This is a genomic window from Deltaproteobacteria bacterium (assembly GCA_035063765.1).
Taxonomy (GTDB): Bacteria; Myxococcota_A; UBA9160; order UBA9160; family PR03; genus CAADGG01.
Genome location: JAPSFT010000006.1, coordinates 87,167 through 108,176, shown reverse-complemented (window position 1 = coordinate 108,176; position 21,010 = coordinate 87,167). Strand labels below are relative to the sequence as shown.

General features: G+C 70.6%; 15 protein-coding genes and 1 CRISPR repeat array. Of the genes, 3 read left to right on the top strand and 12 right to left on the bottom strand.

Going from position 1 to position 21,010, the window contains the following annotated elements:
• Positions 1-8: 8 nt before the first annotated feature.
• Genes OZ948_05715 through OZ948_05705 form a run of 3 tightly spaced genes read left to right on the top strand, consistent with a single transcriptional unit; the run spans position 9 to position 2,340 of the window.
• Positions 9-1,070: a phosphotransferase family protein gene (locus tag OZ948_05715; GenBank protein ID MEB2344218.1), complete on the top strand. Its 1,062-nt coding sequence runs from the start codon at positions 9-11 to the stop codon at positions 1,068-1,070.
• The gene (locus OZ948_05710; protein MEB2344217.1) at positions 1,067-1,471 is read left to right on the top strand and encodes a DUF6285 domain-containing protein; all 405 of its coding nucleotides are present in this window, start codon (positions 1,067-1,069) and stop codon (positions 1,469-1,471) included. Before OZ948_05715 ends, OZ948_05710 begins: the two co-directional genes overlap by 4 nt.
• Positions 1,468-2,340 carry a crotonase/enoyl-CoA hydratase family protein gene (locus tag OZ948_05705; GenBank protein ID MEB2344216.1) on the top strand — a complete coding sequence of 291 codons (873 nt, stop codon included), beginning with the start codon at positions 1,468-1,470 and terminating at the stop codon, positions 2,338-2,340. Before OZ948_05710 ends, OZ948_05705 begins: the two co-directional genes overlap by 4 nt.
• 52 nt (positions 2,341-2,392) lie before the next feature.
• On the opposite strand, the gene OZ948_05700 is transcribed toward OZ948_05705, so the two are convergent.
• The 12 genes from OZ948_05700 to OZ948_05645 form a co-directional block, all read right to left on the bottom strand.
• Positions 2,393-3,157, bottom strand: coding sequence for an ABC transporter permease (locus OZ948_05700; GenBank protein MEB2344215.1), 765 nt, complete (start codon positions 3,155-3,157; stop codon positions 2,393-2,395).
• Positions 3,158-3,176: 19 nt separating this feature from the next.
• Positions 3,177-4,127: an ABC transporter ATP-binding protein gene (locus OZ948_05695; protein MEB2344214.1), complete on the bottom strand. Its 951-nt coding sequence runs from the start codon at positions 4,125-4,127 to the stop codon at positions 3,177-3,179.
• A complete protein-coding gene (locus OZ948_05690) occupies positions 4,124-5,146 on the bottom strand; it encodes a hypothetical protein (GenBank protein ID MEB2344213.1) in 1,023 nt (340 codons plus the stop codon). The genes OZ948_05695 and OZ948_05690 overlap by 4 nt, the downstream gene beginning before the upstream one ends.
• Positions 5,147-5,356: 210 nt before the next feature.
• Positions 5,357-7,558: a CRISPR direct-repeat array (repeat unit 36 nt; unit sequence GCTTCAATGGAGCCGCGGCTTGGTAGCCGCGGAAAC).
• Positions 7,559-7,801: 243 nt separating this feature from the next.
• Entirely contained in the window at positions 7,802-8,089 is a 288-nt protein-coding gene (gene cas2, locus OZ948_05685) for a CRISPR-associated endonuclease Cas2 (GenBank protein ID MEB2344212.1), read from the bottom strand.
• 4 nt (positions 8,090-8,093) lie between these two features.
• Positions 8,094-9,785, bottom strand: coding sequence for a CRISPR-associated endonuclease Cas1 (gene cas1, locus OZ948_05680; protein MEB2344211.1), 1,692 nt, complete (start codon positions 9,783-9,785; stop codon positions 8,094-8,096).
• A gap of 90 nt (positions 9,786-9,875) precedes the next feature.
• Positions 9,876-11,687 (bottom strand): hypothetical protein, encoded by a 1,812-nt coding sequence (locus tag OZ948_05675; GenBank protein MEB2344210.1) that lies wholly within the window; start codon positions 11,685-11,687, stop codon positions 9,876-9,878.
• An 86-nt stretch (positions 11,688-11,773) separates the two neighbouring features.
• A complete protein-coding gene (locus OZ948_05670) occupies positions 11,774-12,724 on the bottom strand; it encodes a hypothetical protein (GenBank protein MEB2344209.1) in 951 nt (316 codons plus the stop codon).
• A gap of 50 nt (positions 12,725-12,774) precedes the next feature.
• Positions 12,775-15,780, bottom strand: a complete 3,006-nt coding sequence (cas3u, locus tag OZ948_05665; protein MEB2344208.1) for a type I-U CRISPR-associated helicase/endonuclease Cas3 — start codon at positions 15,778-15,780, stop codon at positions 12,775-12,777.
• 5 nt (positions 15,781-15,785) lie between these two features.
• Positions 15,786-17,225: a type I-U CRISPR-associated protein Csb2 gene (gene csb2, locus OZ948_05660; GenBank protein MEB2344207.1), complete on the bottom strand. Its 1,440-nt coding sequence runs from the start codon at positions 17,223-17,225 to the stop codon at positions 15,786-15,788.
• A gap of 1 nt (position 17,226) precedes the next feature.
• On the bottom strand, positions 17,227-18,444 hold the full coding sequence (cas7u, locus tag OZ948_05655; GenBank protein ID MEB2344206.1) for a type I-U CRISPR-associated RAMP protein Csb1/Cas7u: 1,218 nt from the start codon (positions 18,442-18,444) through the stop codon (positions 17,227-17,229).
• Positions 18,445-18,749: 305 nt separating this feature from the next.
• Positions 18,750-19,946 carry an acyl-CoA dehydrogenase family protein gene (locus OZ948_05650; GenBank protein MEB2344205.1) on the bottom strand — a complete coding sequence of 399 codons (1,197 nt, stop codon included), beginning with the start codon at positions 19,944-19,946 and terminating at the stop codon, positions 18,750-18,752.
• Between the two features lie 17 nt (positions 19,947-19,963).
• Complete coding sequence (locus OZ948_05645) at positions 19,964-21,007, bottom strand: alcohol dehydrogenase catalytic domain-containing protein (GenBank protein MEB2344204.1); 1,044 nt, start codon at positions 21,005-21,007, stop codon at positions 19,964-19,966.
• Positions 21,008-21,010 lie beyond the last annotated feature (3 nt).

Here is a 21,010-nt window from a genome sequence, read left to right as displayed (position 1 = left end):
GGCCGCCCGTGACGCCCGACGAGATGCGCGAGCGCCTCGCCTCCTTCGTCGCCGGCGAGGAGCGGCTGCCCGCGAGCGCCGTCCGCGCCGAGGGCCTGCGCCGGCTCGCGGGCGGCGCCTCGCGCGAGATCTGGTCGGTGGACCTCGCGATCGAGCGCGCGCCGGGCCGGGTCGAGACGCTGGCCCTGATCCTGCGCAAGGACCCGCCCGGCCGCGTCGGCGACGGCGGCGACCGGGGCACCGAGTTCCGCGTGCTGCGCGCCGCGGCCCGCGGCGGCGTCGCGGTGCCGCGCGTGTACTGGGCCTGCGACGACGCCTCCGTCCTGGGCTCGCCCTTCTTCCTGATGGAGCGCGTCGAGGGCGAGACGCTGCCGCGCCGGCTCCTGCGCGAGGAGCGCTACGCGGCAGCGCGCCAGGCGCTCCCCGGCGAGCTCGGGACCCAGCTCGCGCGCATCCACGCGCTCGACCTCGAGCAGCCCGACCTCGCCGGCCTCGCGCGCCCGCCGGCCGGCCGCTCGCCGGCGCGCGTCGAGGTGGAGCGCGTCGCCCTCGGCCTGCGCGAGCTCGTGGTCGAGCCGCACCCGGTGCTCGACCTCGCCGAGCGCTGGCTCCTCGAGCGCGCGCCCGACCCGCCGAGCGCCGGTGCGCCCGGCTCGCCACCCCGCGTGACGCTCGTGCACGGCGACTACCGGGTCGGCAACGTCGTCGTCGGCGAAGCCGGCCTGCGCGCGATCCTCGACTGGGAGCTCGTGCACGTGGGCGACCCGCTCGAGGACCTGGGCTGGCTGTGCACGCGCGCCTGGCGCTTCGGCGCGCCGCTGCCGGCCGGCGGCGTCGGCACGCGCGAGCAGGTGGTGGCGGCCTACGAGCGCGCGAGCGGGACCCGGGTCGACTTCGAGGCGCTGCGCTTCTGGGAGGCCTTCGGCAGCTTCAAGCTCGCGCTGGTCTTCGTGATGCAGTCGCGCGTGTACCTGGACGGGCGCGTGCGCTCGGTCGAGCTGGCGTCCCTCGGGCGGCGCACGGTCGAGGCCGAGGACGAGCTGCTGCGCTTCCTGCGAGGTGCGGCGTGAACGACCGCCCGAGCGCCAGCGAGCTCCTCGCCGCCGTCGAGCGCTTCCTCGAGGAGACGGCGGTGCCCGGCCTCGACGGCCCGGCGCGCTTCCACGCCCGGGTGGCGGCGAACGTCGTGCGTATCGTCGCCCGCGAGCTCGCGACCGAGGACCTCCACCTGGCGCGCGAGTGGGACGGCCTCGCGGCGCTGCTCGGCGACGACGCCGAGCCGCCCGCCGCCCGCGCCGGGCTGCGCGAGGCGATCGCGGCCCGCAACGAAGAGCTGGTGCGGCGGATCCGCGCCGGCTCGGCTGACACCGGTCCGTGGCGCACGGCGCTGCTCGAGCACCTGGCGCGCGTGGTGGCGGACAAGCTCGACGTGGCGCAGCCGCCGCGGCTGGCCCAGGAGGGGACCTCTTGACGACCCTGCGTGCGGAGACCCGCAACGGCGTCCGCCACCTCGTGCTGTGCCGCGCCGCCGAGTACAACACGATCACCCCGGCGCTGCGCGACGAGCTGGCCGCTGCGATCGACGCGGCCGACGACGACCGCGACGTGCGGGTCGTCCTCCTGCGCGCGGAGGGCCCGGCCTTCTGCGCGGGCTACGGCCTCGACTGGTCCACCGCGGCGGAGGCCTCGCAGACCACCTACACGCAGGCGGAGCGGGCGGCAGCGTCCGGGCGGCGCGTCTGGGACTCGGTCGCCGACCTGCGCATGATGGGCCGCTTCGTCGACACCTACCTGAAGCTCTGGTACGCGAAGAAGCCGGTCCTGGCCGCGGTCCAGGGCTGGTGCATCGGCGGCGGGACCGACCTGGTGCTGTGCGCCGACCTGATCGTGGCCGCCGACGACGCCGTCTTCGGCTATCCGCCGGCCCGCGTCTGGGGCACGCCGACGACCGCGATGTGGGTCTACCGGATGGGCCTCGAGCAGGCCAAGCGCTACCTCCTGACGGGGGACGAGATCCCCGCGCGCAAGGCCGCCGAGATCGGCCTGATCCTCGAGACCGTCGCACCCGAGCGGCTCGAGGCCCACGCCACCGCGCTCGCCGAGCGCATGGCGCGGCTCCCGGCGAGCCAGCTCGTGATGATGAAGCTCCTCTGCAACCAGACCGTGGAGAACATGGGCTTCGCCGCGAGCCGGACCCTCGGCACGCTCTTCGACGGCGTCGCCCGCCACACCCAGGAGGGCCTCGACTTCGTGCGGCGCGCCCAGGAGGCGGGCTTCCGCCAGGCCGTGCGCGAGCGCGACGACCCCTTCGAGGACTACGGCAGCCGCCGCAGGCGCTGAGCAGGGCTCGTCGAGCGTGCGTCGGATCGGCGGCCGGCTGGCAGCGCCGTCCTCAAGCCGCGAGGCGGCGCCGCGTCACGCGCAGGGCCAACCCGAGCAGCAATGCCGAGAACGCCACCACGTAGGCGAGGTCCCAGAGCAGCACGGGGGACCACTCGCCGCGGAAGGCGTGCCGCGCAAGGCGCACCGGGTGGAGCAGCGGCAGCGCCTCGGCCACCCACAGCCAGCCGCCCGAGAGCCGCTCGCGGAGCGGGAAGAAGACGTCCGAGAACAGGAAGAGCGGCGTCAGGAAGATCGTGAAGTAGAAGGTGAGCGGCTCGATGGTCGGGATGCGCAGCGAGAAGGCGATCCCGGTCGCGGCGAAGAGCAGGCCCGTGAGCGGCAGGATCGGCAACGCCCAGAGCGCCGCTGGCAGCGGCGCCAGGCCGAGCGCCGCGAGCACGATCAGGAAGCAGCCGCCGTAGATCGTGGCGCGCGTCACGGCCCACAGCACCTCGCCGGCCAGCACGTCGTCGGGCTGGATCGGGGTCGTCAGCATCGCGGCGTAGGTCTTCTCGAAGTTCATGCGCACGAAGGCGTTGTAGGTGACCTCGAAGCTCGCGCCGTTCATCGCCGCCACCGCGACCAGGCCGGGCGCCAGGAACTCCACGTAGGAGACGCCCCCCATCTGGCTCACGTAGGCGCCGACGCCGATCCCGATCGAGAGCAGGTAGAGGAGGGGCTCGAAGAAGTTCGGCAGCAGGTTCATCTTCCAGGTGCGGCGGTACATCGAGAAGTTCCGCCACCAGACCGCGAGCGCGTAGCGTGAGACGCTCATCTCCGCAGCTCCCGAGGGCTCATGCGGCCTCCAGGCCGGTACCGGTGAGGGCCAGGAAGACGTCCTCCAGGTTGGCGGGCCGCACGACCACGGCGGCAGGATCCCCCGCTGCGCGGCGCGCCCGCAGCGTCACCAGCAGCCCGGCGGCGTCGTCCGCGAAGAGCACCAGGCGGCGGCCGCTGCGCAGCCGGCGCACGCCGTCGAGACCGGCGAGCACGCGTGCCTCGTCGGCGGGTGCCACGGCGAGCTCGAGGGCCTGCGCGGCCAGGTGCTCGCGGATCAGCGCCGCGGGCGCGCCCTCCGCCACCACGCGGCCCGCCGCCAGGATCGCGAGCCGGTCGCACAGGCGCTCGGCCTCGTCCATGTAGTGCGTGGTGAGCAGGATCGTGGTGCCGCGGGCGCGCAGCTCGCGCACGCGCTCCCAGAGCGCCAGCCGCACGGCGGGGTCGAGGCCGGTGGTGGGCTCGTCGAGGATCAGCAGCTCGGGGCGGTTCACGAGCGAGAGCGCGATCGCCAGCCGCCGCTGGAACCCGCCCGAGAGCGCCCGCACCGGCAGGCCCGCGTGCGAGCGCAGCTCGAGGAAGTCGAGCAGCTCCTCGATCCGGCGTTCGGCCTCCGCGTGCGGGAGCCGGTGGTAGCGCGCGAAGATGCGCAGGTTCTCGCGCGCGTCGAGCGCCTCCACCAGCGCGTTCTCCTGCAGCGTCACGCCGAGCCGCGCGCGGACGCGCCGGGTGTCGCGCGCCACGTCGAGCCCGAACGCCGTGATGCGCCCCGCCGTCGGCCGCGTCACGCCGTAGATCATGCGCAGCGCCGTCGTCTTGCCGGCCCCGTTCGGCCCGAGCAGCCCGAAGCAGGTGCCGGGCGGCACCCCGAGATCGAGGCCGTCGACCGCCAGGCGCTCGCCGTAGCGCTTGGAGACGGCGAGGCAGGCGACGACGGGCGCGTGGACGGCGCCGATCGCAGCGTTCACGGGAACCCCAGTCCGAGCTGCTCCAGGTAGCGCTCGAGCAGAGCCCCCGCCGCGCGGCGCATGCGCCCCCGCGCCTCGAGCTCGGCCGCGCCGCAGCCCGAACCGCCGGGCCGCTCGCGCGCGCGCGCGGCCCGGGCCGCGACCAGCGCGCGCAGGAAGCCGTGGGCGGCGGGCTCTCGAGCCGGGGCCGGGCCGCCGGCATCGAAGGCGGCCGCCGTGACGACCTCGGGCGCGCAGAGCTCCGCGATCGGGAACACCCCTTCGAGGACCCCGAGCGCGGGGATCCAGGCGCTCGCGGGCTCCGGAAGCCCGAGATCCTCGGCATCGACCCACAGCGCCTCGATCGGGGCCGGAAGCCGGGGGAGCGCAGCGTCCGGTGCGTCCAGCGCCCGGCAGCCGCTCGCCGCGAGGGCCGGCGGGAGGGGATCGAGGGGCGCTCGCGAGCGCAGGCAGGCGGCCAGGATCCAGGCCCGGGCCCGCCGGTCGTCGCCGGCCGCCTGCGCGGCCCGCGCCGCCTCGAGCCGCGTCCAGGGCTCCACGGCGTCGCCCAGCGCCTCCGCCCGCGCGAGCGCGGCGCGCGTCCGCCCGGCCGCCAGCTCCCAGTCCAGACCGCACCACCCGCGGAAGCGCCGATCGGGCGCCGCCGCGAGCGCCTCCGCGACCTGACCCGCGTAGAAGCGGAACCATTCGGAGGGCGGGATCGGCCCCGGTCGTGGCGCCGGCGTCAGCTCTCTCTCCGAAGCTGCCGCGAAGGCCGCGTGGACCTCCTCGGCCGAGGGCGAGTTCGGGTTCGAGCCCGAGTTCGAGTCCGCGTTCGATTCCGGGCTCGGGTGCGGGCCAGAGCCCGGCCTTCCCAGGAGCTGCTGCTCGAGCAGGGCCAGCCGTGCAGAGAGCTGCGCCGATTCCCGGTCCGAAGCGCCCGACAGCGCACCGCACGCCCCGCGGATGTCACCCGCCTCGAGCGCGACGCGCGCGCGGACCAGCGGGAGATGCGCACCCTGGAAGAGATCGAGCTGCAAGAGGGGCTCCGGGCTCGCCGGACTCTACCACCTCGGGGCGCCCTGTTCTCGCGGGGCGATGCGTAGCGGCCGCTCCGTTCCGGTCCGATCCGCTCCTCCACCAAGCGGCGTGATGGCCGCGGGGACGAGCGCCAGCGGCGTCGAAGCAGTGGAGGCGGCGGCAGGCAAGGGCTTCATTCGAAGCAAGGGCGTCCCCGCGGCCATCACGCCGCTTCAATGGAGCCGCGGCTTGGTAGCCGCGGAAACACGGGCACGTCTCGTTCCTGCTGCTCTCGGAGCTGAAGCTTCAATGGAGCCGCGGCTTGGTAGCCGCGGAAACTCGAGACGGGTCCGAGGAGGCCGCTCAGGGCTCCGCTTCAATGGAGCCGCGGCTTGGTAGCCGCGGAAACTCCGCCGGGAGCCCGGTGCGCTCGTAGAGCGCCTCGCTTCAATGGAGCCGCGGCTTGGTAGCCGCGGAAACCCATCAGCGCGGCGAGCTGCGCGGCCAGCTCCACGAGCTTCAATGGAGCCGCGGCTTGGTAGCCGCGGAAACAGGGCGAGCAGGCCGAGATCCGCCGCGACATCGTCGCGCTTCAATGGAGCCGCGGCTTGGTAGCCGCGGAAACTCGGCGACTATGTGCCGCGGTTCGGGCGCTTCGAGGTGCTTCAATGGAGCCGCGGCTTGGTAGCCGCGGAAACCTGGATGACCGTGAATCAGTCGAACGTCCTCAACGTGCTTCAATGGAGCCGCGGCTTGGTAGCCGCGGAAACCGCGCTCGGCGGGGCGATCGGATACAGTTTGACGCGGCTTCAATGGAGCCGCGGCTTGGTAGCCGCGGAAACCGCAAGATTGCCGACCGGGTGAGCGAGATCCCCCTCGCTTCAATGGAGCCGCGGCTTGGTAGCCGCGGAAACTGCGAGCGCGTCGTGAGCACCGTCGAGGCGCACATCGCGCTTCAATGGAGCCGCGGCTTGGTAGCCGCGGAAACCTCGATGATGTGTTCGGCAAGTCCGCCGCAGACCGGCTTCAATGGAGCCGCGGCTTGGTAGCCGCGGAAACCGCCGCCGCCGAGTTCAAGGGCTGGGTGCTCGAGAAGCTTCAATGGAGCCGCGGCTTGGTAGCCGCGGAAACCGCGCTCGTCGTGTTTACCCCCACTGCCGTCGGGGCGCTTCAATGGAGCCGCGGCTTGGTAGCCGCGGAAACCGTGCGTCCGATGCCGGTGTCACCGGGCGCCAACGGGCTTCAATGGAGCCGCGGCTTGGTAGCCGCGGAAACCGCGATCTGCTGGAGGTCACCCTCGCGCGATGGCGAGCTTCAATGGAGCCGCGGCTTGGTAGCCGCGGAAACGCCGTCGGGATCGTGTGCTGCTGCGCGGTCATCGGGTAGCTTCAATGGAGCCGCGGCTTGGTAGCCGCGGAAACTCTTCAGGCTCGGCTCGGGGAGCGCGCCCCACGTCACGCTTCAATGGAGCCGCGGCTTGGTAGCCGCGGAAACCGGCAGGGCTTCCAGATCAGCGCAGCGCCGAAGTGGCTTCAATGGAGCCGCGGCTTGGTAGCCGCGGAAACTCCTTCCCGGGGCCCGAGGTGCCGCGGATCGCGTAGCTTCAATGGAGCCGCGGCTTGGTAGCCGCGGAAACCTCGGCGTTGTCCTCAACCCCGCCCAGGAGGCGCCCGCTTCAATGGAGCCGCGGCTTGGTAGCCGCGGAAACAGCCAGAGTGCGCGCGCGCTCACCGCAGCGCTCAGGGCTTCAATGGAGCCGCGGCTTGGTAGCCGCGGAAACCGGGGGCCGCCCAGCTTATCAAGGTCGCCCGGGGGTGCTTCAATGGAGCCGCGGCTTGGTAGCCGCGGAAACCGCGCACTCCTCCGGCGTCGGGCCATCGTTCCAGAGGCTTCAATGGAGCCGCGGCTTGGTAGCCGCGGAAACCGAGCGCATGTCGGAGAGCGCGACCGGACAGGCCACGCTTCAATGGAGCCGCGGCTTGGTAGCCGCGGAAACTCTTTCACGCCGACGATCGAGTACACGTCGGAGCCGCTTCAATGGAGCCGCGGCTTGGTAGCCGCGGAAACCCGAGGCCTCGATCGTGCGTGCGCTTGCGGGGTGGGCGCTTCAATGGAGCCGCGGCTTGGTAGCCGCGGAAACAGCGAGCGCGCCGCAATCTTCGCCGCGAAGGCCGGACCGCTTCAATGGAGCCGCGGCTTGGTAGCCGCGGAAACGAAGTCGATGGAGGGGATCGACCGGGCGTGGGTCGAGGCTTCAATGGAGCCGCGGCTTGGTAGCCGCGGAAACTCAAGGTGCTCTTCCTGATCTCGCAGCGGATCGCCGGGCTTCAATGGAGCCGCGGCTTGGTAGCCGCGGAAACGGCGAACTTCGAGACCTGTGCGTACTCGGATTCGAGGCTTCAATGGAGCCGCGGCTTGGTAGCCGCGGAAACCGCGCCCTCGCAAGGTACCGGAACGCGGGCGGAATCGCGCCAGTTCGCGAGTGCTGGCCTCGTGGCGTGGATAGGCAGGGGGCGCGGTTGCCCCTGGACTCGCAACTCACGCTGGAGGTTGCCGTCCATGCTGGCAAGGCTGGCATGCGAGCGCTCGCCGTTCCTCGCTGCCAAACGGAGCCCTCGCGAGGGGTCGGCGCAATCGTCTCTCACGGCTTCCACGGCTCGGGGGGCTCCTCCGCGTCAGAAGATCCGCGGCTCGCGCCGCTCGCGGGGGACGACGCGACCGATCGAGTCGACGCGATGCGTGCGGCCATCGCTCGCGCCGAGGTCGATCAACAGGATCTGATCCTCGTCGTGGTGGATCAGCCCCTGCAGCAGGCCGATCATCTCGAAACGCTCCATGTCGGTCAAGTCGCAGCGGAAGACCGAGAGCTGGAGATGCTGGCCGAATCCCTTCATGGCCTTGAACACCTTGCGAAGCCGTTTCGGGTTCGAGATGTCGTAGGTGACGATCAGGAGCTTGCGCATCCGCTCACCGGGTCGTCATGGGCTCGTAGGTCGGAATCTCGCCGAGCAGGTAGCGGGAGAGCAGCCGCGCCTCGACCTCGAACACGCGCCGGTAGCTCAGCCGATAGCCGAACACCGGATGGACCACCTCCTGCGCGAGGCGCTGCTCGAAGCTGCGCAGGAACTTGCGCCGTCCGCCGTCGGTCAGGTTGACGGAGCCCATGCGCTCGACGAAGTCGGTGGGCCCGATCTCGCCGTTGTTGATGGCGCGGACGACGGTGGAATCTGCGCAGATCGGCCGGAAGGCCTCCATCAGGTCGAGCGCCAGCGATGGCCTTCCGTAGCGGGGTGCGTGGTAGAAGCCGAGGAACGGATCCAGGCCGACGGTCCGACAGGTGGTCACCCACTCGCGCGAGAGCATCGAGTACGCGAACGAGAGCAGCCCATTCACCGGGTCGCGCGGAGGGCGGCGGTTGCGCCCCTCGAGGTCGAAGCGCTCGCGGAACGGGCTCTGGCGGAGCAACGCGGCGAAGTGGCCGAAGTAGAGGCGTCCGCCGTTGCCCTCGTGCCCGCGCAGGGTGTCGATGGTCTCCGCACGCTGGGCAGCCTGCGCCGCGTGCCGAATGCCTTCGATCGTCGACTCGGGAATCTCGTCACCGCCGTTCCGGCGAAGCAGGACGCGCTGGTTCGTGAGTTTCGAGACGACGATCCAGCGCGCAATGCGGAGGCACTTCGCCGCGTCGTCCGCGGTCCGGTACTGCTCCTGGCGGAGGCGGACGTTGGCGTGGGGAAGCCCGTCGGTGACGCCGGCGAGCCAACCTCCGCTCGAGAGGTGAACGATCGGCTTGCCGAGACGCAGCAGCTCGCGGTAGACGGCCTCGGTCGCCGACACGCGGCCCATCAGGACGAGCTGCGACACCTCCCGGATCCGCATCTCCCCGAGCTTCTCGTCCTTGTCGAAGACCACGAGGAGGTCGCCGTCCTTTCGGACGGTCGCGCCGGGCTGCTGGACGTAGAGGGGGAAGGTGTGATCGGCGGCCGGGAGGAGCTGGCGGGGCGGGGAGCCGGCGTCGCGCAGGAAGCGCGTCTCGTCGGGCAGGCAGATGGGGGCCAGCGAGCAGCGCACGCACTTGGGGCTGTCGACGAGCGGCGGTGGCAGGACGCCTGCGCCCGCGGCCTCGCGGAGCTCGCCGAGCTTGCTCCGCGTGAGCGCCACCAGCTCGTCGTCGAAGGGCACCTCCACGCGCTCGTTCGAGCCAGCGAAGTAGAGGATGCCCGAGTCGCACGGGTAGCCGTGGCTGCGCAGCAGGAGCCCCTGGGCGCAGACCTGCACGCGCTCGGGCTCGTAGGCGCCGCGCTCGACGTGCGGGCGCTTTCCCTTCTTCGTGTCGACGGGCTGCACGCGATCGCGATCGATCTCGACCAGGTCGATCTTCGCGATCAGGCCGAGCCCGGCGTCCGACAGCTCGACGGATCGGATCTGCTCGATCGGGGCGCGGGCCGGTTGGTCCGCGCCGGGGTCGTCGCTGGGCGTCCGCTGGCGAAGGCGGACCCTGTATCCCGGCCGGTCGACCGAAGCGTGGCGAACCGCGCCCTCCACCGTGTCTGCATTCGGTGCGAACTCGCCATCGACCCACTCGAGGATGGCAAGGCGCGGGCAGTACACGAACTCGTTGAGCATGCGGGCGGGGACGAGGGGCGGGTCGAGATCGGGCATCGCGGGCCTCCGCAAGGCGGAGAGGTGGCCGATGCCCATTCTTCGGCCATCCGCGCAGATGGATGGAGCCGTCCGACTGCGGGGAGGTCGCTACGGGGCTGCGGGGACCGCGGCCGCGAGCGCCGGCAGGAACCGACCCGCTCGATGCGAAAGGTTGTCGGCGTGGTGCAGACCGACCGCGATGTCTCCCGAGCGATAGCGCGCGAGCGGCCCTTCTCCTCCCAGCACACCCAGCTCGAACACGAGGTGGTCCGGCGCGTGGCCACGCACCCGCAGGCGGCCGGCGTGGAGGCATCGGTGGTGGTGGAACGCGCAGAGCGTGATCCGATTGTCCGGCGCGTTCGAGCCTCCCGCCGAGCGGAACACGATGTGGTGATCGTGGAGGTTGCGCCGGGACGAGCACCCGGGCACCGCGCACCGGTAGCCGTCGCGCTCGATCACGGGATCGGGGCGAGGGCCATCGGGATCCAAGCGACTCCACGACACGATCGCGTGGTCGATCATGGCCTCGAAGGCCTGGCCGCCGGAGGGATGGCGCAGGCCGCAGGACTGCAACTGCACGCGAAAGGTCTGGTGTGCGGCCCGGAACAGCCCGGCGACCTCGCGCGCGACGCGCCAGCGGAGCGTCTCGGTCGCCTCGGTGTCGATCTCCTCTGCACACATCTGCTGCTCGTGCTCCGGGATCGGATCCTGCGCCTGCTCCGGGTGGTACTTGCAGCGCTGCCAGGCGAAGTGGGTGCCGGCGCGCAGCAGAAGTGCGCGCTCGACGTCGGCCTCGAGGCGCCGCACGGTGACGCGCTCGGCCCATGCCACCCAGCGCGGGCGCCACTCGCCCGGAACGTCGAGCAGCAGGAGCGACAGGAGGCACTGCGCCTTGGCCCACGAGAGGCGGCCGGTGCGGAAGGCCTCCCGCAGCTCCGGGCAGACGTCACCCGCGCGCTCGATGCGGAGGAGAGCGCGGGCCTTGCTGGCGGACATGCCCAGGTGCTCGGTCGCGTAGGTCGCGAGCGTCAGGTAGGAGGGGCCGCTCCACTCGTACTCGGCCGACGTCACGATGCGCAGCAGCGGCGCGATCGCCGCGTCCAGGGTCTGCTCGAGCCGGACCGCGAGGCGCAGCCGCCTATCGAGCTCGATGGGATCGGCCTCGTCGAGCCCGTCACGGAGGGACGCGATCGCGGGCAGCTCGAGCGCGGGCAGGGCCCTGGCGTCCCCGACGTCGTCGAGAGGGTCTGGTGCGCCTTCCTGGTCCGCCGCGCCGGCACTCCACCGCTCGTAGTCCACCGGGTCGGGCTCCGGCGCCGGATCGATCGCGGCGCTCGAGCAGGCCTCCGCCGTGACCCACTCGAGCGCCTCGTCGGCCCGCAGGCGCTGCCCGGCGACGCGCTCGGCCATCTCGTGGGCGAGGCGCCACTTCTCGCGCACCGCGAGCGTGCAGCGCACGGTGAGCCGCGTGCAGGCGAGGCCGTCGTCGGGCTCGACCGGCGGCCCGGCGGGCGTGCTCGCCCGCACCGCGGCCTCGAGCCGGCGGATCGGCAGCACGCGGGCGCGCGCGATCCAGGCCTTCTCGTCGGCCGGCGTCGCCACCCGGGCGACGAGCCTGACCTTGCTCCAGGGCAGCTCGTTGCCGAGCAGGGCGCGCTCGAGGGACGGCAGCGCAGCCAGCGTGCGGTGCACGTGCGCAAGGTCGTGGAGCTGGCGTGCGGAGAGACCGACGCGCTCACGCGCGTAGTCGCCGATCCGGGCGTAGCAGAGGGGCTCGTAGGCGCGGGTCTCGAGCAGGCGCGCGGCGATGGCGGCGAGGGCGTGGCGGAGGGGGCCGGTGGCGGCGGAGAGGTGGGCGAGGGTGGTCTCGGAGTCTTCACTGGATTGGACGGGAGGAACGACGCTGACCCCGATGCTCATCGAAGCGACTCTCTCCAGCCCACGAGCGGATGGGAGTACGCTATGCGAACAAAAGACGAAAGTCAACCCTTTTCATCCCATCCCAGTCAACGGGAGGAGCGTCGCTGCCCTCCGAGGGGATCGCCCGCAAACGGCTGCGCCCACGAGACGTTCATGAACTTGCCGTTGGAGATTCGTCGGGCTCGGTAGATCTCTCGCACGCCGAACGCGCGGACGTTCTGGAGCCGGCCCGCGATCACGTCTGGATGGGAGAGCAGGGAAAGAATCCCTCCCAAGCCGAGCGGAACGTCCCAGATGGGCCAGATGAACTCGATCGTGGCCCGGGCGCGGCGCACCGCGGCGACGCCCGGAGCATCGCGCCTGGGCGCGCACGTGAGAGAGGCGAACGCCAAGGTGGCCAGGCGGTTGGCACCGTGGACGGTGGCAGCAGCGCCGGCTTCGCTGGGATCGTCGAAGCGAAGCGCGTACCTCTGGTCCTCCTTGGGATCCCAACGGAACGCATCGGTTTCGTCGTCGCGGCGCCAGGGGGCGAAGAGTGCGTCGGCGATCCTGGCCGGATCGTTGAGGTTCGGAGCCGGCTTCCGCCGTTGAAGGCGCTTCGGAAGCACTCCGAGCGGAACGTCGACGAGCCGCTCCAGGAAGTGCTGGTGTCCCTGGCCGAACATCAGGACGAACGGCGAAGGCATGAGCGTGCCATCCCGACGATGCGGTCGCTGTGCCGTCAGTGCGGCAGCGAGTCCGGAGCCCTGTTCGTCACCTCGAACGTGCTGCAGATGCTCGAGATAGGCGTCCTCGTCGAAGCTCACGTTGCGATGCGAGCCGACGTCGAACCGGCGGGCGATCGAGAGCACTCCCTCGTTCGCCACCTGGGCGACCTCGGCCTCGTCGGCTTCATCTGCCAAGTGGAGGCGAGCGCACCACGGGGGACCCGCCCAGGACAGACGCGGCAACCAGACCGGTCGAGCTTCATCCAATGCCCTCAGAAGACCCCAGCTCGCGAGTTGGGCAAGGAGATTGTCGACCTCCAGGCCCGGCATGCGCAGAACAGATCCTTCGGGAGCGGTTCCCAGCGGCGACGCCGGTAAAGTCATGAGTCTTGCTCCAAGGAGTCCTTCTTGCCCTGGACGCTCCTCCCCCCGTTCCCCGTCACTGCTTCGGGTTCTTGCTCCAACTGCGAGCGCCGATGGTCGGCAAGACGAAGAATGGCCTCGAGCCGCGCCAGGCCCCAAGGTCCATAGCGGTGGACTACGTCGTCGCGAAGAGCGAGCCAGCGAGCAGTCAGCTCGGAAAGCGGCCGCGCGGTCGCCTTCACCACGCCGTCGCCGATATCTGCTGAGAAGACGTCGCCTCCATTCGGCCAATCGACGCCCGGGAAGAACGGCCGTCCCCAGCCATGATGCGTGCCGACGAGCCAGAGCACGAGTGCCGGATCGTTCGACTCCTGCAGCTTCGGGTGCGCCTCTGCGAAGGCGAGAGACGCCACTTCGTGACGGGCGCCCTGCGGCAGCCCTGCGAGCCGGCGTGCCCGCTGCGGGAGGTACCGCCGGCCGCTCTTGGCGAGAGCGGGACCGGTGGCGGCCAGCTCGTCCCCTCCGTACAGCCACATCTTGAACGCGGGGTGAGCCTTCCCCGCATCGTGTAGGAAGGCTGCCAGCGCCACATCATCGATCAGCGAAGGGGGGAGGCCGCACTTCTCGGCGAACGAGCGCGCCAGGCTCGATACCCCCTGCGAGTGGTCGCTCAAGCGGATCGCTCGGAAGCTCCTGCGCGAGCCCTCGTCGTCTTCGGTCGTCGCGTCGTTGATGAGTCGTTCCACGCGCAGGACGACTGCAAGCGGAAGGCCAGATTCGAGGGACGGCGCCCTGCCGTCCGAGGTCGTCTCCTCTGCGCGTAGCAGACGCGCCGTGTCCGAGTCGAGTAAGCGACGCCACTTCGGTGGAAGATCGGGAAGCTCGCGAAGCCGCACCATCACCTCGGCCTCTGTTGCGTCGAGGAGTCCAGGAAGACAATCCTTCAGTCGGCGAGCGGCGGCGCGCGCCTTCAGTTGCGCCTGCTCGTCGACCGGCGTGTCTCGTAGAACATCGCGCTCGAGAAGTCGCGGGGAGAGGCGCAGCACTTCGACGCGACGGTGCTCGCGGTTCGCCTCGTATCCGAGATCCTCCACCACCTCGCGCGAGGCGGGATTCCACCCCCACATGTCACAGCCGCCATCGCCCGCGGGCGCCACCAGGACGTCTCCCGGCCGCACGTCCGTGGCGTAGATCAGCTTGGACTCCTGTGCTGTCCCCTTCCAGCGCAAGACCTGATAGCCGCGTCTGCCACTTCGCTCGACTTCCGGCGCAGGTGACACCTCGAGGTCGTCTAGTTGGGGGTCGCCCTCGAGGCCTTGAAGCCAACGGCGGGCTTCCCAGACTGGAACCGGCACGGCCTCCCAGGTCGATGGAGGGCATACGGCGACCTTCTCTGTCCAGGACGCCCGCGCGGGACGCTCGAGGTCGTCCCGCCAGATGATCTGCACCTCTCCCGTGCTCTCCGGGCCGTGAAGGAAGAGCGCGACATCCGCCTCGTTCGTCGGGGACGGAGAGGTTCGTGACCAACCATCGACGAAGGCGGGGTGCATCATGGGCGCATCCGCGCGAGGAGCAACCAACGACGAGAGCGTGGCGGGCTCGGTAGGCAGCCAGGCGGTGGACGCCTCCACTCCGAAATCGATCTCGAGAACCTTTGTCTTTCCGGCTTTCCTCTTGGAGGCGTGGTCGACCAGCCAATTCCATGTCGCTGCAATTGCCGTTCCGTACACCGGATCCGGTTTCGAGCGCGCACCTACCTGATCCGCGGCGGCGATGATGAGCGTGCGCGCGGCAGCCGAGCATTTTCCCATTCGGTCGAGGCGTCCGAACCGCTGGCGGAGGGAATCGAGCGGCGCGATCTCGGTCACCAGGGCGTCGAAATCCAGATCCGCTCCAACCTCGACGCACTGGGTGGCAACGACGATCACCGGCCTCTCCAGGGAAACACCGCCGACAGTGCGATCACGCTTGGCCTTGATGCGCGGGAGTACATCTGCCAGGGCGCGGTTGCGTGCAAGGGGCCGGGAGCGGCCGATCAGGAGCACTATGTCCGCCCCGGTGATCATCTTCTGCAAGCCCTCGAAGACACGGCGAGCGCGCTGCACCCGATTGAGGATGATGGCCATCGCCCGTGGCTCGTACGTGCCCTCACCGGCTGCCAGTACGCAGGTGCGCTCGACGATTCCGTCGATGTGCTCGGACGAGTCGGACTTGCAGGAGAGGAGGTCGAGGCGGGTGACTTTGGTGGCCGAGAGGCGAGGGCCGAGGATCGGGTGCTCTCGATCAGCTGCGGTCAGAAGCTCAGGCGACGGTTCTAGCTGAGTCGCGGAAAGCGTGACAGCCTGGAGGGGTGCAGCCGGGAGAGCGTTCGATGCCGACGCCCGCTGGTGATCGCTGATCGCCTGGGCCGTCGTCACGAAGGGCTGGGAGAGATGTGCTTCATCCAGGAGGAGCAGGGAGTCGCTTCCGAGGAGACCCGCGTGCACGGGCCGCATCGACGGGCTCACGCCATAGCCCCGGAAGAGGAGACGGGATCCCACTTGGTCGACGGTCGAGACGACCACGATCGGCTGCGTCGGCGTGCGGACCCAGTCGGGCTCCTTGGGCGCTCCTCCACGAAGGCGAACGACCTCGAGTGGACGGCGTTCCGACTCGGCCAGCGCTTGGAGGCGCTCGGCAACGAGACGCGTGAGAGGTCCGCGCCGCTCCTCGACGGCAGCGGCGATCTGCTCGGCGTGACGAGTGACGTCGTCGACCACGATCCGGCGATCGACCACGAAGAGGATCCGGCAAGCTGCGCGACGGTTCGCCGGTGAGGCAGGGTCCATCTGGCAGGCGAGGTGGAAGACAGCGACGTCGATCGCCGATGTCTTTCCGGCTCCTGTGGGCACGTCCAGCGCACGAGGCCAGCCGTCGTGGAATACGCGCTCGGCGAGCCGGAGCTGCCACGGAAACGGCCGAACCTGGTGGACCTCTTCGAAGAACCGCGGGAACGCGGAAAGCTGAAGCGTTTCAATGCTCATCGGCGTCACCGTCCGGAGACCGGAAGACAGAGCCCGAAGCCTTGATAGCGCCCCGCGCCGAGGATGACGGGGCCCGTGAGCGGCTCGGCGAACTCCAGGAAGACGTGGCGACGAGGCCTTTGGGCGAGCCTGGAGCCCGTCGGAAACACCCAGGTCGGGCGGTTGGCGGCGCCGCGAGCAGGATAGGCCTCGGGCGCGCCGCGAAGCGCCGAGTACTTGTGGATCTCGATAGAAACGGGCTCCGGAAGGCTGATGCTCCTACAGCTCGCCGCGATGATGCGAGCCTCCTCTGCGGGGTCGGCATGGTCTGCGAAGCGGTCGAGCACGACGGGCGTCGCACTGGCCCAGGTCGATCCCGTGCCGCACCAGCGTCCCGGGCCGAGCGATGCGCGCTCCGGAAGCGCGACTCGGCGGAGGCGCCAACGGGAGAGCGCGAAGTTCAGCACGGCGAGTGCCGTGGGTCCTTCGTCGACACGGGCGAAGCGGGCGAGCGCGTCTAGTATCGCCGCCCTTTCGGCGGCTGGTATCTCGCGCGGCAGGACGACCGCGAGTCCCAGGAGCCCTCCACGCGAATGCTCCCAACCCACGTCGAGGAGCGGGACGATGGCTGCGTGAGGGCGCTGACTGGCGCTTCCATCAGGAGCATGTCCCGAGAGCGTCTCCGGAGGCGGCTGGGATGCAAACGACATCAGTGCGTGCCGGAGCCGTCGCGCGATGTGCGCGAAGCCGAGCACGTCGGGCGCGTTCCCATCCACGTCTTCGAAGACGAACCAGTCGCGCGATCCACCGAAGACGCTGGAGGGCGTGGCGTGGTCGGCTTCCTCCTCTGGTGCGGCATAGCGGATCGTGCTCCGGGTCATCGGACGGCGTCCGGTGTTGTACCGGGCAATAAGATCTGCGAGTCGTCCGCGGTAGAGAGATCGCAGTGAGTGGGCACCTCCTTCGCTCGGTCTCCAAGTCCGCTCGGGCGCCAAAGGAGCCTCTCCGGCGATCGACAACCGGACGAGCGACGAAGAATGACCGAGGCTCGCGACCCGATGTGCGAGGCGGTGCAGAGCCGATTCATGCGAGCTTGGCGGCGCACCGCGCCACCGTATGCGGACGACGGGATCCGCAGGCACGCAGGCCGCGAACGAGCGGGACTGGCGGGGGCGTCTATCCGGAAGGAGCGCCAACTCGCCGTTGCGAGCATCGTTGGGAGGGACGAAAACGGAGGCGGAATCGCGCTGGAACCATTCCCCGCTCGCCTCGATCAGCGGCGGCTCCTCGAGGGACTCGAGCCATTCCAGGGCCTGGCGCTCATCCTCTCGCTCTCCGCCATCTCCCCATGCCTGGACGAGGGCCGAGAAGACGCGGTCCGGGTGCGGTGGCCACTCGGGCGCCGACCCGTCCGGCAGGACCGCTCGGTAGACGCTCGTCAAAAGCTCGATCTCGAGGGTGAGCATCTCAGTCCTCCTGCTGCTCCTCGGCGCCCACGAGGGCAAGCTCCCGGCTCTGCTTGACGAGCCCGACCAGCTTCGCTTGGGGTTTCAGCATGAGATCTTCTGCGTTCCACAGGATGCCAGCATCCTTCGCGGCGTTCACCGCCTGTTGCAGGAGCCTGGCGGCGGATTCGAGGTCGGCCTCGACGCTTTCCGTCCGGCCATCAGTCCTCACGATCTCGAACCCCGCCGGCGAATCAGGCTCGGGGACGAGATCGCATCGCGAGCGCAAGAAGTAGCCGGCGCGGTCCTGCGCCGTGACCGCGACTAGAGCGAGCGCCGCCAGCGCCGTGCGCGCCACCTCGTCGGCCTCCGTGCTGCCGTTGGCGAACCGAAGCCGACGCAGTGCTGCGGCCGAGATCACGAAGGTGTGCAGGACATGGTCGACGCTCACGCCGAGTTCCTGGATGGTCGGCGCGATGTTCGAGTGGTTGACTTCCGAGGGCTTCACCTCCTTTCCGCCCTTCTTGGGCTTCTCGAGGCTCCAATCGCCGCCCTCGAGCTTGTAGACGCGCACGCCCGAGCGGATCCCGAGCGGGTCGATGCGGCTTCCCGGTCGGCGACCGGAGGGCCGCGACCCCTCGGAACTCGCGCCGGGCTCCTGCGCCACACCGATTCCCACGATCTCCGAGACGACGGCACGCGGGAACTTGGCGCCGAGGCCACCGCCTTCGCCCGTGCTGTTCCACGCGCCGAACACGAGCGCCGTCGGCGAGAGCTCGTAGACAGCGCGCGCGTGCGCTGCCTTGCTCGCGAGGATCCGCTTGCCCGCCTCGGTGTCGCGGAAACGCACGCCGTCGAGCTCGGAATCACGGATGATCGCGTCGAACACACGATGCGGAGCATCGAGCGTCGTGATCCGACCGATGTCACCGACTGCAGTATCCGAGAAGTCGACGCTGATCGCGGGAAAGGCGACGCAGTTCTCGCGTGCGTCGCGGAGCGCCTCTTCGAGCCGATTCGCCTGGCTCTGGACGCTGTCGATCAGAACGCAGAGCACGTCGCCGCCGCCGATCCGCCGGTGTTCGAAGATGTGGCGGGGAGGATCGCCGGGGCGTGTCCCAGGGTAAGTGGGGGGGAAGAGCTTCGCTCCGGGCCCCTCTGTGGGCTGAAGGCGGCGCGCCCGCCGGAGGGCCGCGTCGTTTCGAATGAGATCCCGAAGTCGATCGATCGTGAGTGACATGCCTTTCGCCTCCGTACAGATGAGGGTCGTTTCGCTCCGCGGGAAGATGGAAAAGCGCCAGCAACTGCTACGGACACGACCAAGCTTCAATGGAGCCGCGGGGGTGCCTTTCATGGCTGGTTCCAACCCAGCCGAGTGGCAGCCGGTGCGAGTGAGGCACGGGGTCCAAACCCATGCCCTCTGACTCCTGCCGCCGCCATCCTCTGCACCCCCTACATGCAGTGGTCGAATGAAAACAGCGTCAAACAAGCCTGTGTCAGATGGGGTCACATAGCCCGAATGGACTTCCTGCTAGGCCATTCTGCTCAAGCAAACCGATGCAGCTCCCTCCGCGCGATCACCATCTTGTGCACCTCGTCCGGCCCGTCGGCCAGCCGCAGGGTGCGGCCGTGGCGCCACAGGGCGGCGATCGGGGTGTCGTCGGAGACGCCGAGGGAGCCGAGGCACTGGATGGCGCGGTCGAGGACGTTCATGAGCATGTTGGGGGCGACCACCTTGATCATGGAGATCTCCTGGCGGGCCACCTTCTTGCCGTAGGTGTCCATCTTCCAGGCGGCGTACAGGGTGAGGAGGCGGGCCTGGTCGATCTCCATCCGCGAGGTGGCGATCCACTCCTGGACGAACTGCTTCTCGCCGAGCGTCGTGCCGAAGGCGCGGCGCGTGTTGGCGTGGCGGCACATGATCTCGAAGGCGCGCTCGGCCATGCCGATGGCGCGCATGCAGTGGTGGATGCGGCCGGGGCCGAGCCGGGCCTGGGCGATGACGAAGCCGCCGCCTTCGGGGCCGAGGCGGTTCGCCACCGGGACGCGACAGTCGTCGTAGTAGATCTCGCAGTGGCCGCCGCCGCCGGCGTGGCCCATGACCGAGACGGCGCGCGCGATCCGGAAGCCGGGCGCGTCGGTGGGGACGATCACCATGGTGGCGCGCTCGTGCATCGGCGCCTGCGGGTCGTTGACCGCCATCACGATCGCGAAGCGCGCCCCGATCGCGCCCGAGGTGAACCACTTGTGGCCGTCGATCACGTACTGGTCGCCGTCGCGGCGTACGCGGGTCTGGAGGCCGGTCGGGTCGGCGCCCGAGGTCTCGGGCTCGGTCATCGAGAAGCAGGAGCGGATCGTGCCGTCGAGCAGCGGCTCGAGCCACTGCCGCTTCTGCTCGGGCGTACCGAACTCGGCGAGGATCTCGGCGTTGCCGGTGTCGGGCGCCTGGCAGTTGAAGGCGCGCGCGCCGAGGGGGCTCCGGCCCATCACCTCGCAGAGCGGCGCGTAGTCGAGGTTCGTGAGGCCGGCGCCGTACTCGGCGTCGGGCAGGAACAGGTTCCACAGGCCGAGGCCCTTGGCCTTGGCGCGGATCTCCAGCATCACCGGCGGCTCGGCGTGCGGGTCGCCGCCGGCCTCGACCTGCTCCTGGTAGACGCGCTCGTTCGGGTAGACGTTCTCGTCCATGAAGCGCTCGACTTCGCGGAGGATCGCCTTGCACTTGTCGGAGGGCTCGAAGTCCATTGCTGCTCCTTGTGGGGCTACGGGATCACGCTGACCTTGAGGGTGCCCGCCCGGCGGTCGGCCGCGAGGGCGAAGCCGCGCTCGACGTCGGCGAGCGGGACGCTGTGGGTGACGAGCGGTGCCAGCGCCTCGCGCGCGGCGGCGACGATGCCGACCGCTTCGGCGAAGTCCGCGCCGTGGGCGGGATCCTCGCCGTAGCAGTACGACCAGGCGAGCGTCAGCTCCTTCAGCAGGAGCGGCATCGGGTCGAGCGCGAGCGATCCCCAGAAGACGCCCACCACCGCGACGGCGCCGCCCGGACGTGCCGCGGCCGCCGCGGTGCGCAGCGTGTCGGCCCGCCCGCCCACGGTCTCGAGGACGGCGTCGATCGGGGTCCTGCGGCCGAGCGCGTCGAGCGCCTCCGGGCTCGCCTCCTTCTCGTCGAGCACGCGCGTGGCGCCGACGGCGCGGGCGAGCGCGGCCTGGTGCGGGTGGCGCGCGCTCACCCAGACCTCGCGCGCGCCGAGCCGGCGCGCGGCGGCGGCGGCGAGCAGGCCGACCGAGCCGGCGCCGAGCACGAGCACGCGCTGGCCCGGCTGGAAGGCGATCCGGTGCAGGGCGTGCACCACCACCGCCATCGGCTCGACCAGGGCCGCGACGCGCGGGTCGAGATCGTCGGGCACGGGGTAGACGTTGGCGGCGGGGACGACGATCGCCTCGGCGAGGCCGCCGGGCACGTGTACGCCTGCAAGCTTGGCGTCGCGGCAGATCGAGTAGCGGCCCGAGCGGCACGGGGCGCAGGTGCCGCAGCCCCGGATCGGCTCGATCGCGACGCGGGTGCCGAGGGCGGGGCTCGCCGCACCGGGGCCGATCGCGTCGATCCGGCCGGCCGGCTCGTGCCCGGGGGTGGCGCCGGGCGGGAAGAAGCCCTGCTCGTAGAGGTGCAGGTCGCTGCCGCAGATGCCGCAGGCCTCGACGCGAACGCGCACCTCGCCGGGACCGGGCTCGGGGAGGGGGCGCAGGGCGACCTCGATCTGGCCGCGACCGCGCACCGCCGCGGCGCGCATCTGGGGGGCGGGCACGCG

Excerpts from the sequence above, each read along its gene's own strand:
- OZ948_05700 (MEB2344215.1), bottom strand. The coding sequence starts at position 3,157 with ATGAGCGTCTCACGCTACGCGCTCGCGGTCTGGTGGCGGAACTTCTCG.
- cas2 (MEB2344212.1), bottom strand. The coding sequence starts at position 8,089 with ATGCGCAAGCTCCTGATCGTCACCTACGACATCTCGAACCCGAAACGG.
- cas1 (MEB2344211.1), bottom strand. The coding sequence starts at position 9,785 with ATGCCCGATCTCGACCCGCCCCTCGTCCCCGCCCGCATGCTCAACGAG.
- OZ948_05675 (MEB2344210.1), bottom strand. The coding sequence starts at position 11,687 with ATGAGCATCGGGGTCAGCGTCGTTCCTCCCGTCCAATCCAGTGAAGAC.
- OZ948_05670 (MEB2344209.1), bottom strand. The coding sequence starts at position 12,724 with ATGCCGGGCCTGGAGGTCGACAATCTCCTTGCCCAACTCGCGAGCTGG.
- cas3u (MEB2344208.1), bottom strand. The coding sequence starts at position 15,780 with ATGAGCATTGAAACGCTTCAGCTTTCCGCGTTCCCGCGGTTCTTCGAA.
- csb2 (MEB2344207.1), bottom strand. The coding sequence starts at position 17,225 with ATGCTCACCCTCGAGATCGAGCTTTTGACGAGCGTCTACCGAGCGGTC.
- cas7u (MEB2344206.1), bottom strand. The coding sequence starts at position 18,444 with ATGTCACTCACGATCGATCGACTTCGGGATCTCATTCGAAACGACGCG.
- OZ948_05650 (MEB2344205.1), bottom strand. The coding sequence starts at position 19,946 with ATGGACTTCGAGCCCTCCGACAAGTGCAAGGCGATCCTCCGCGAAGTC.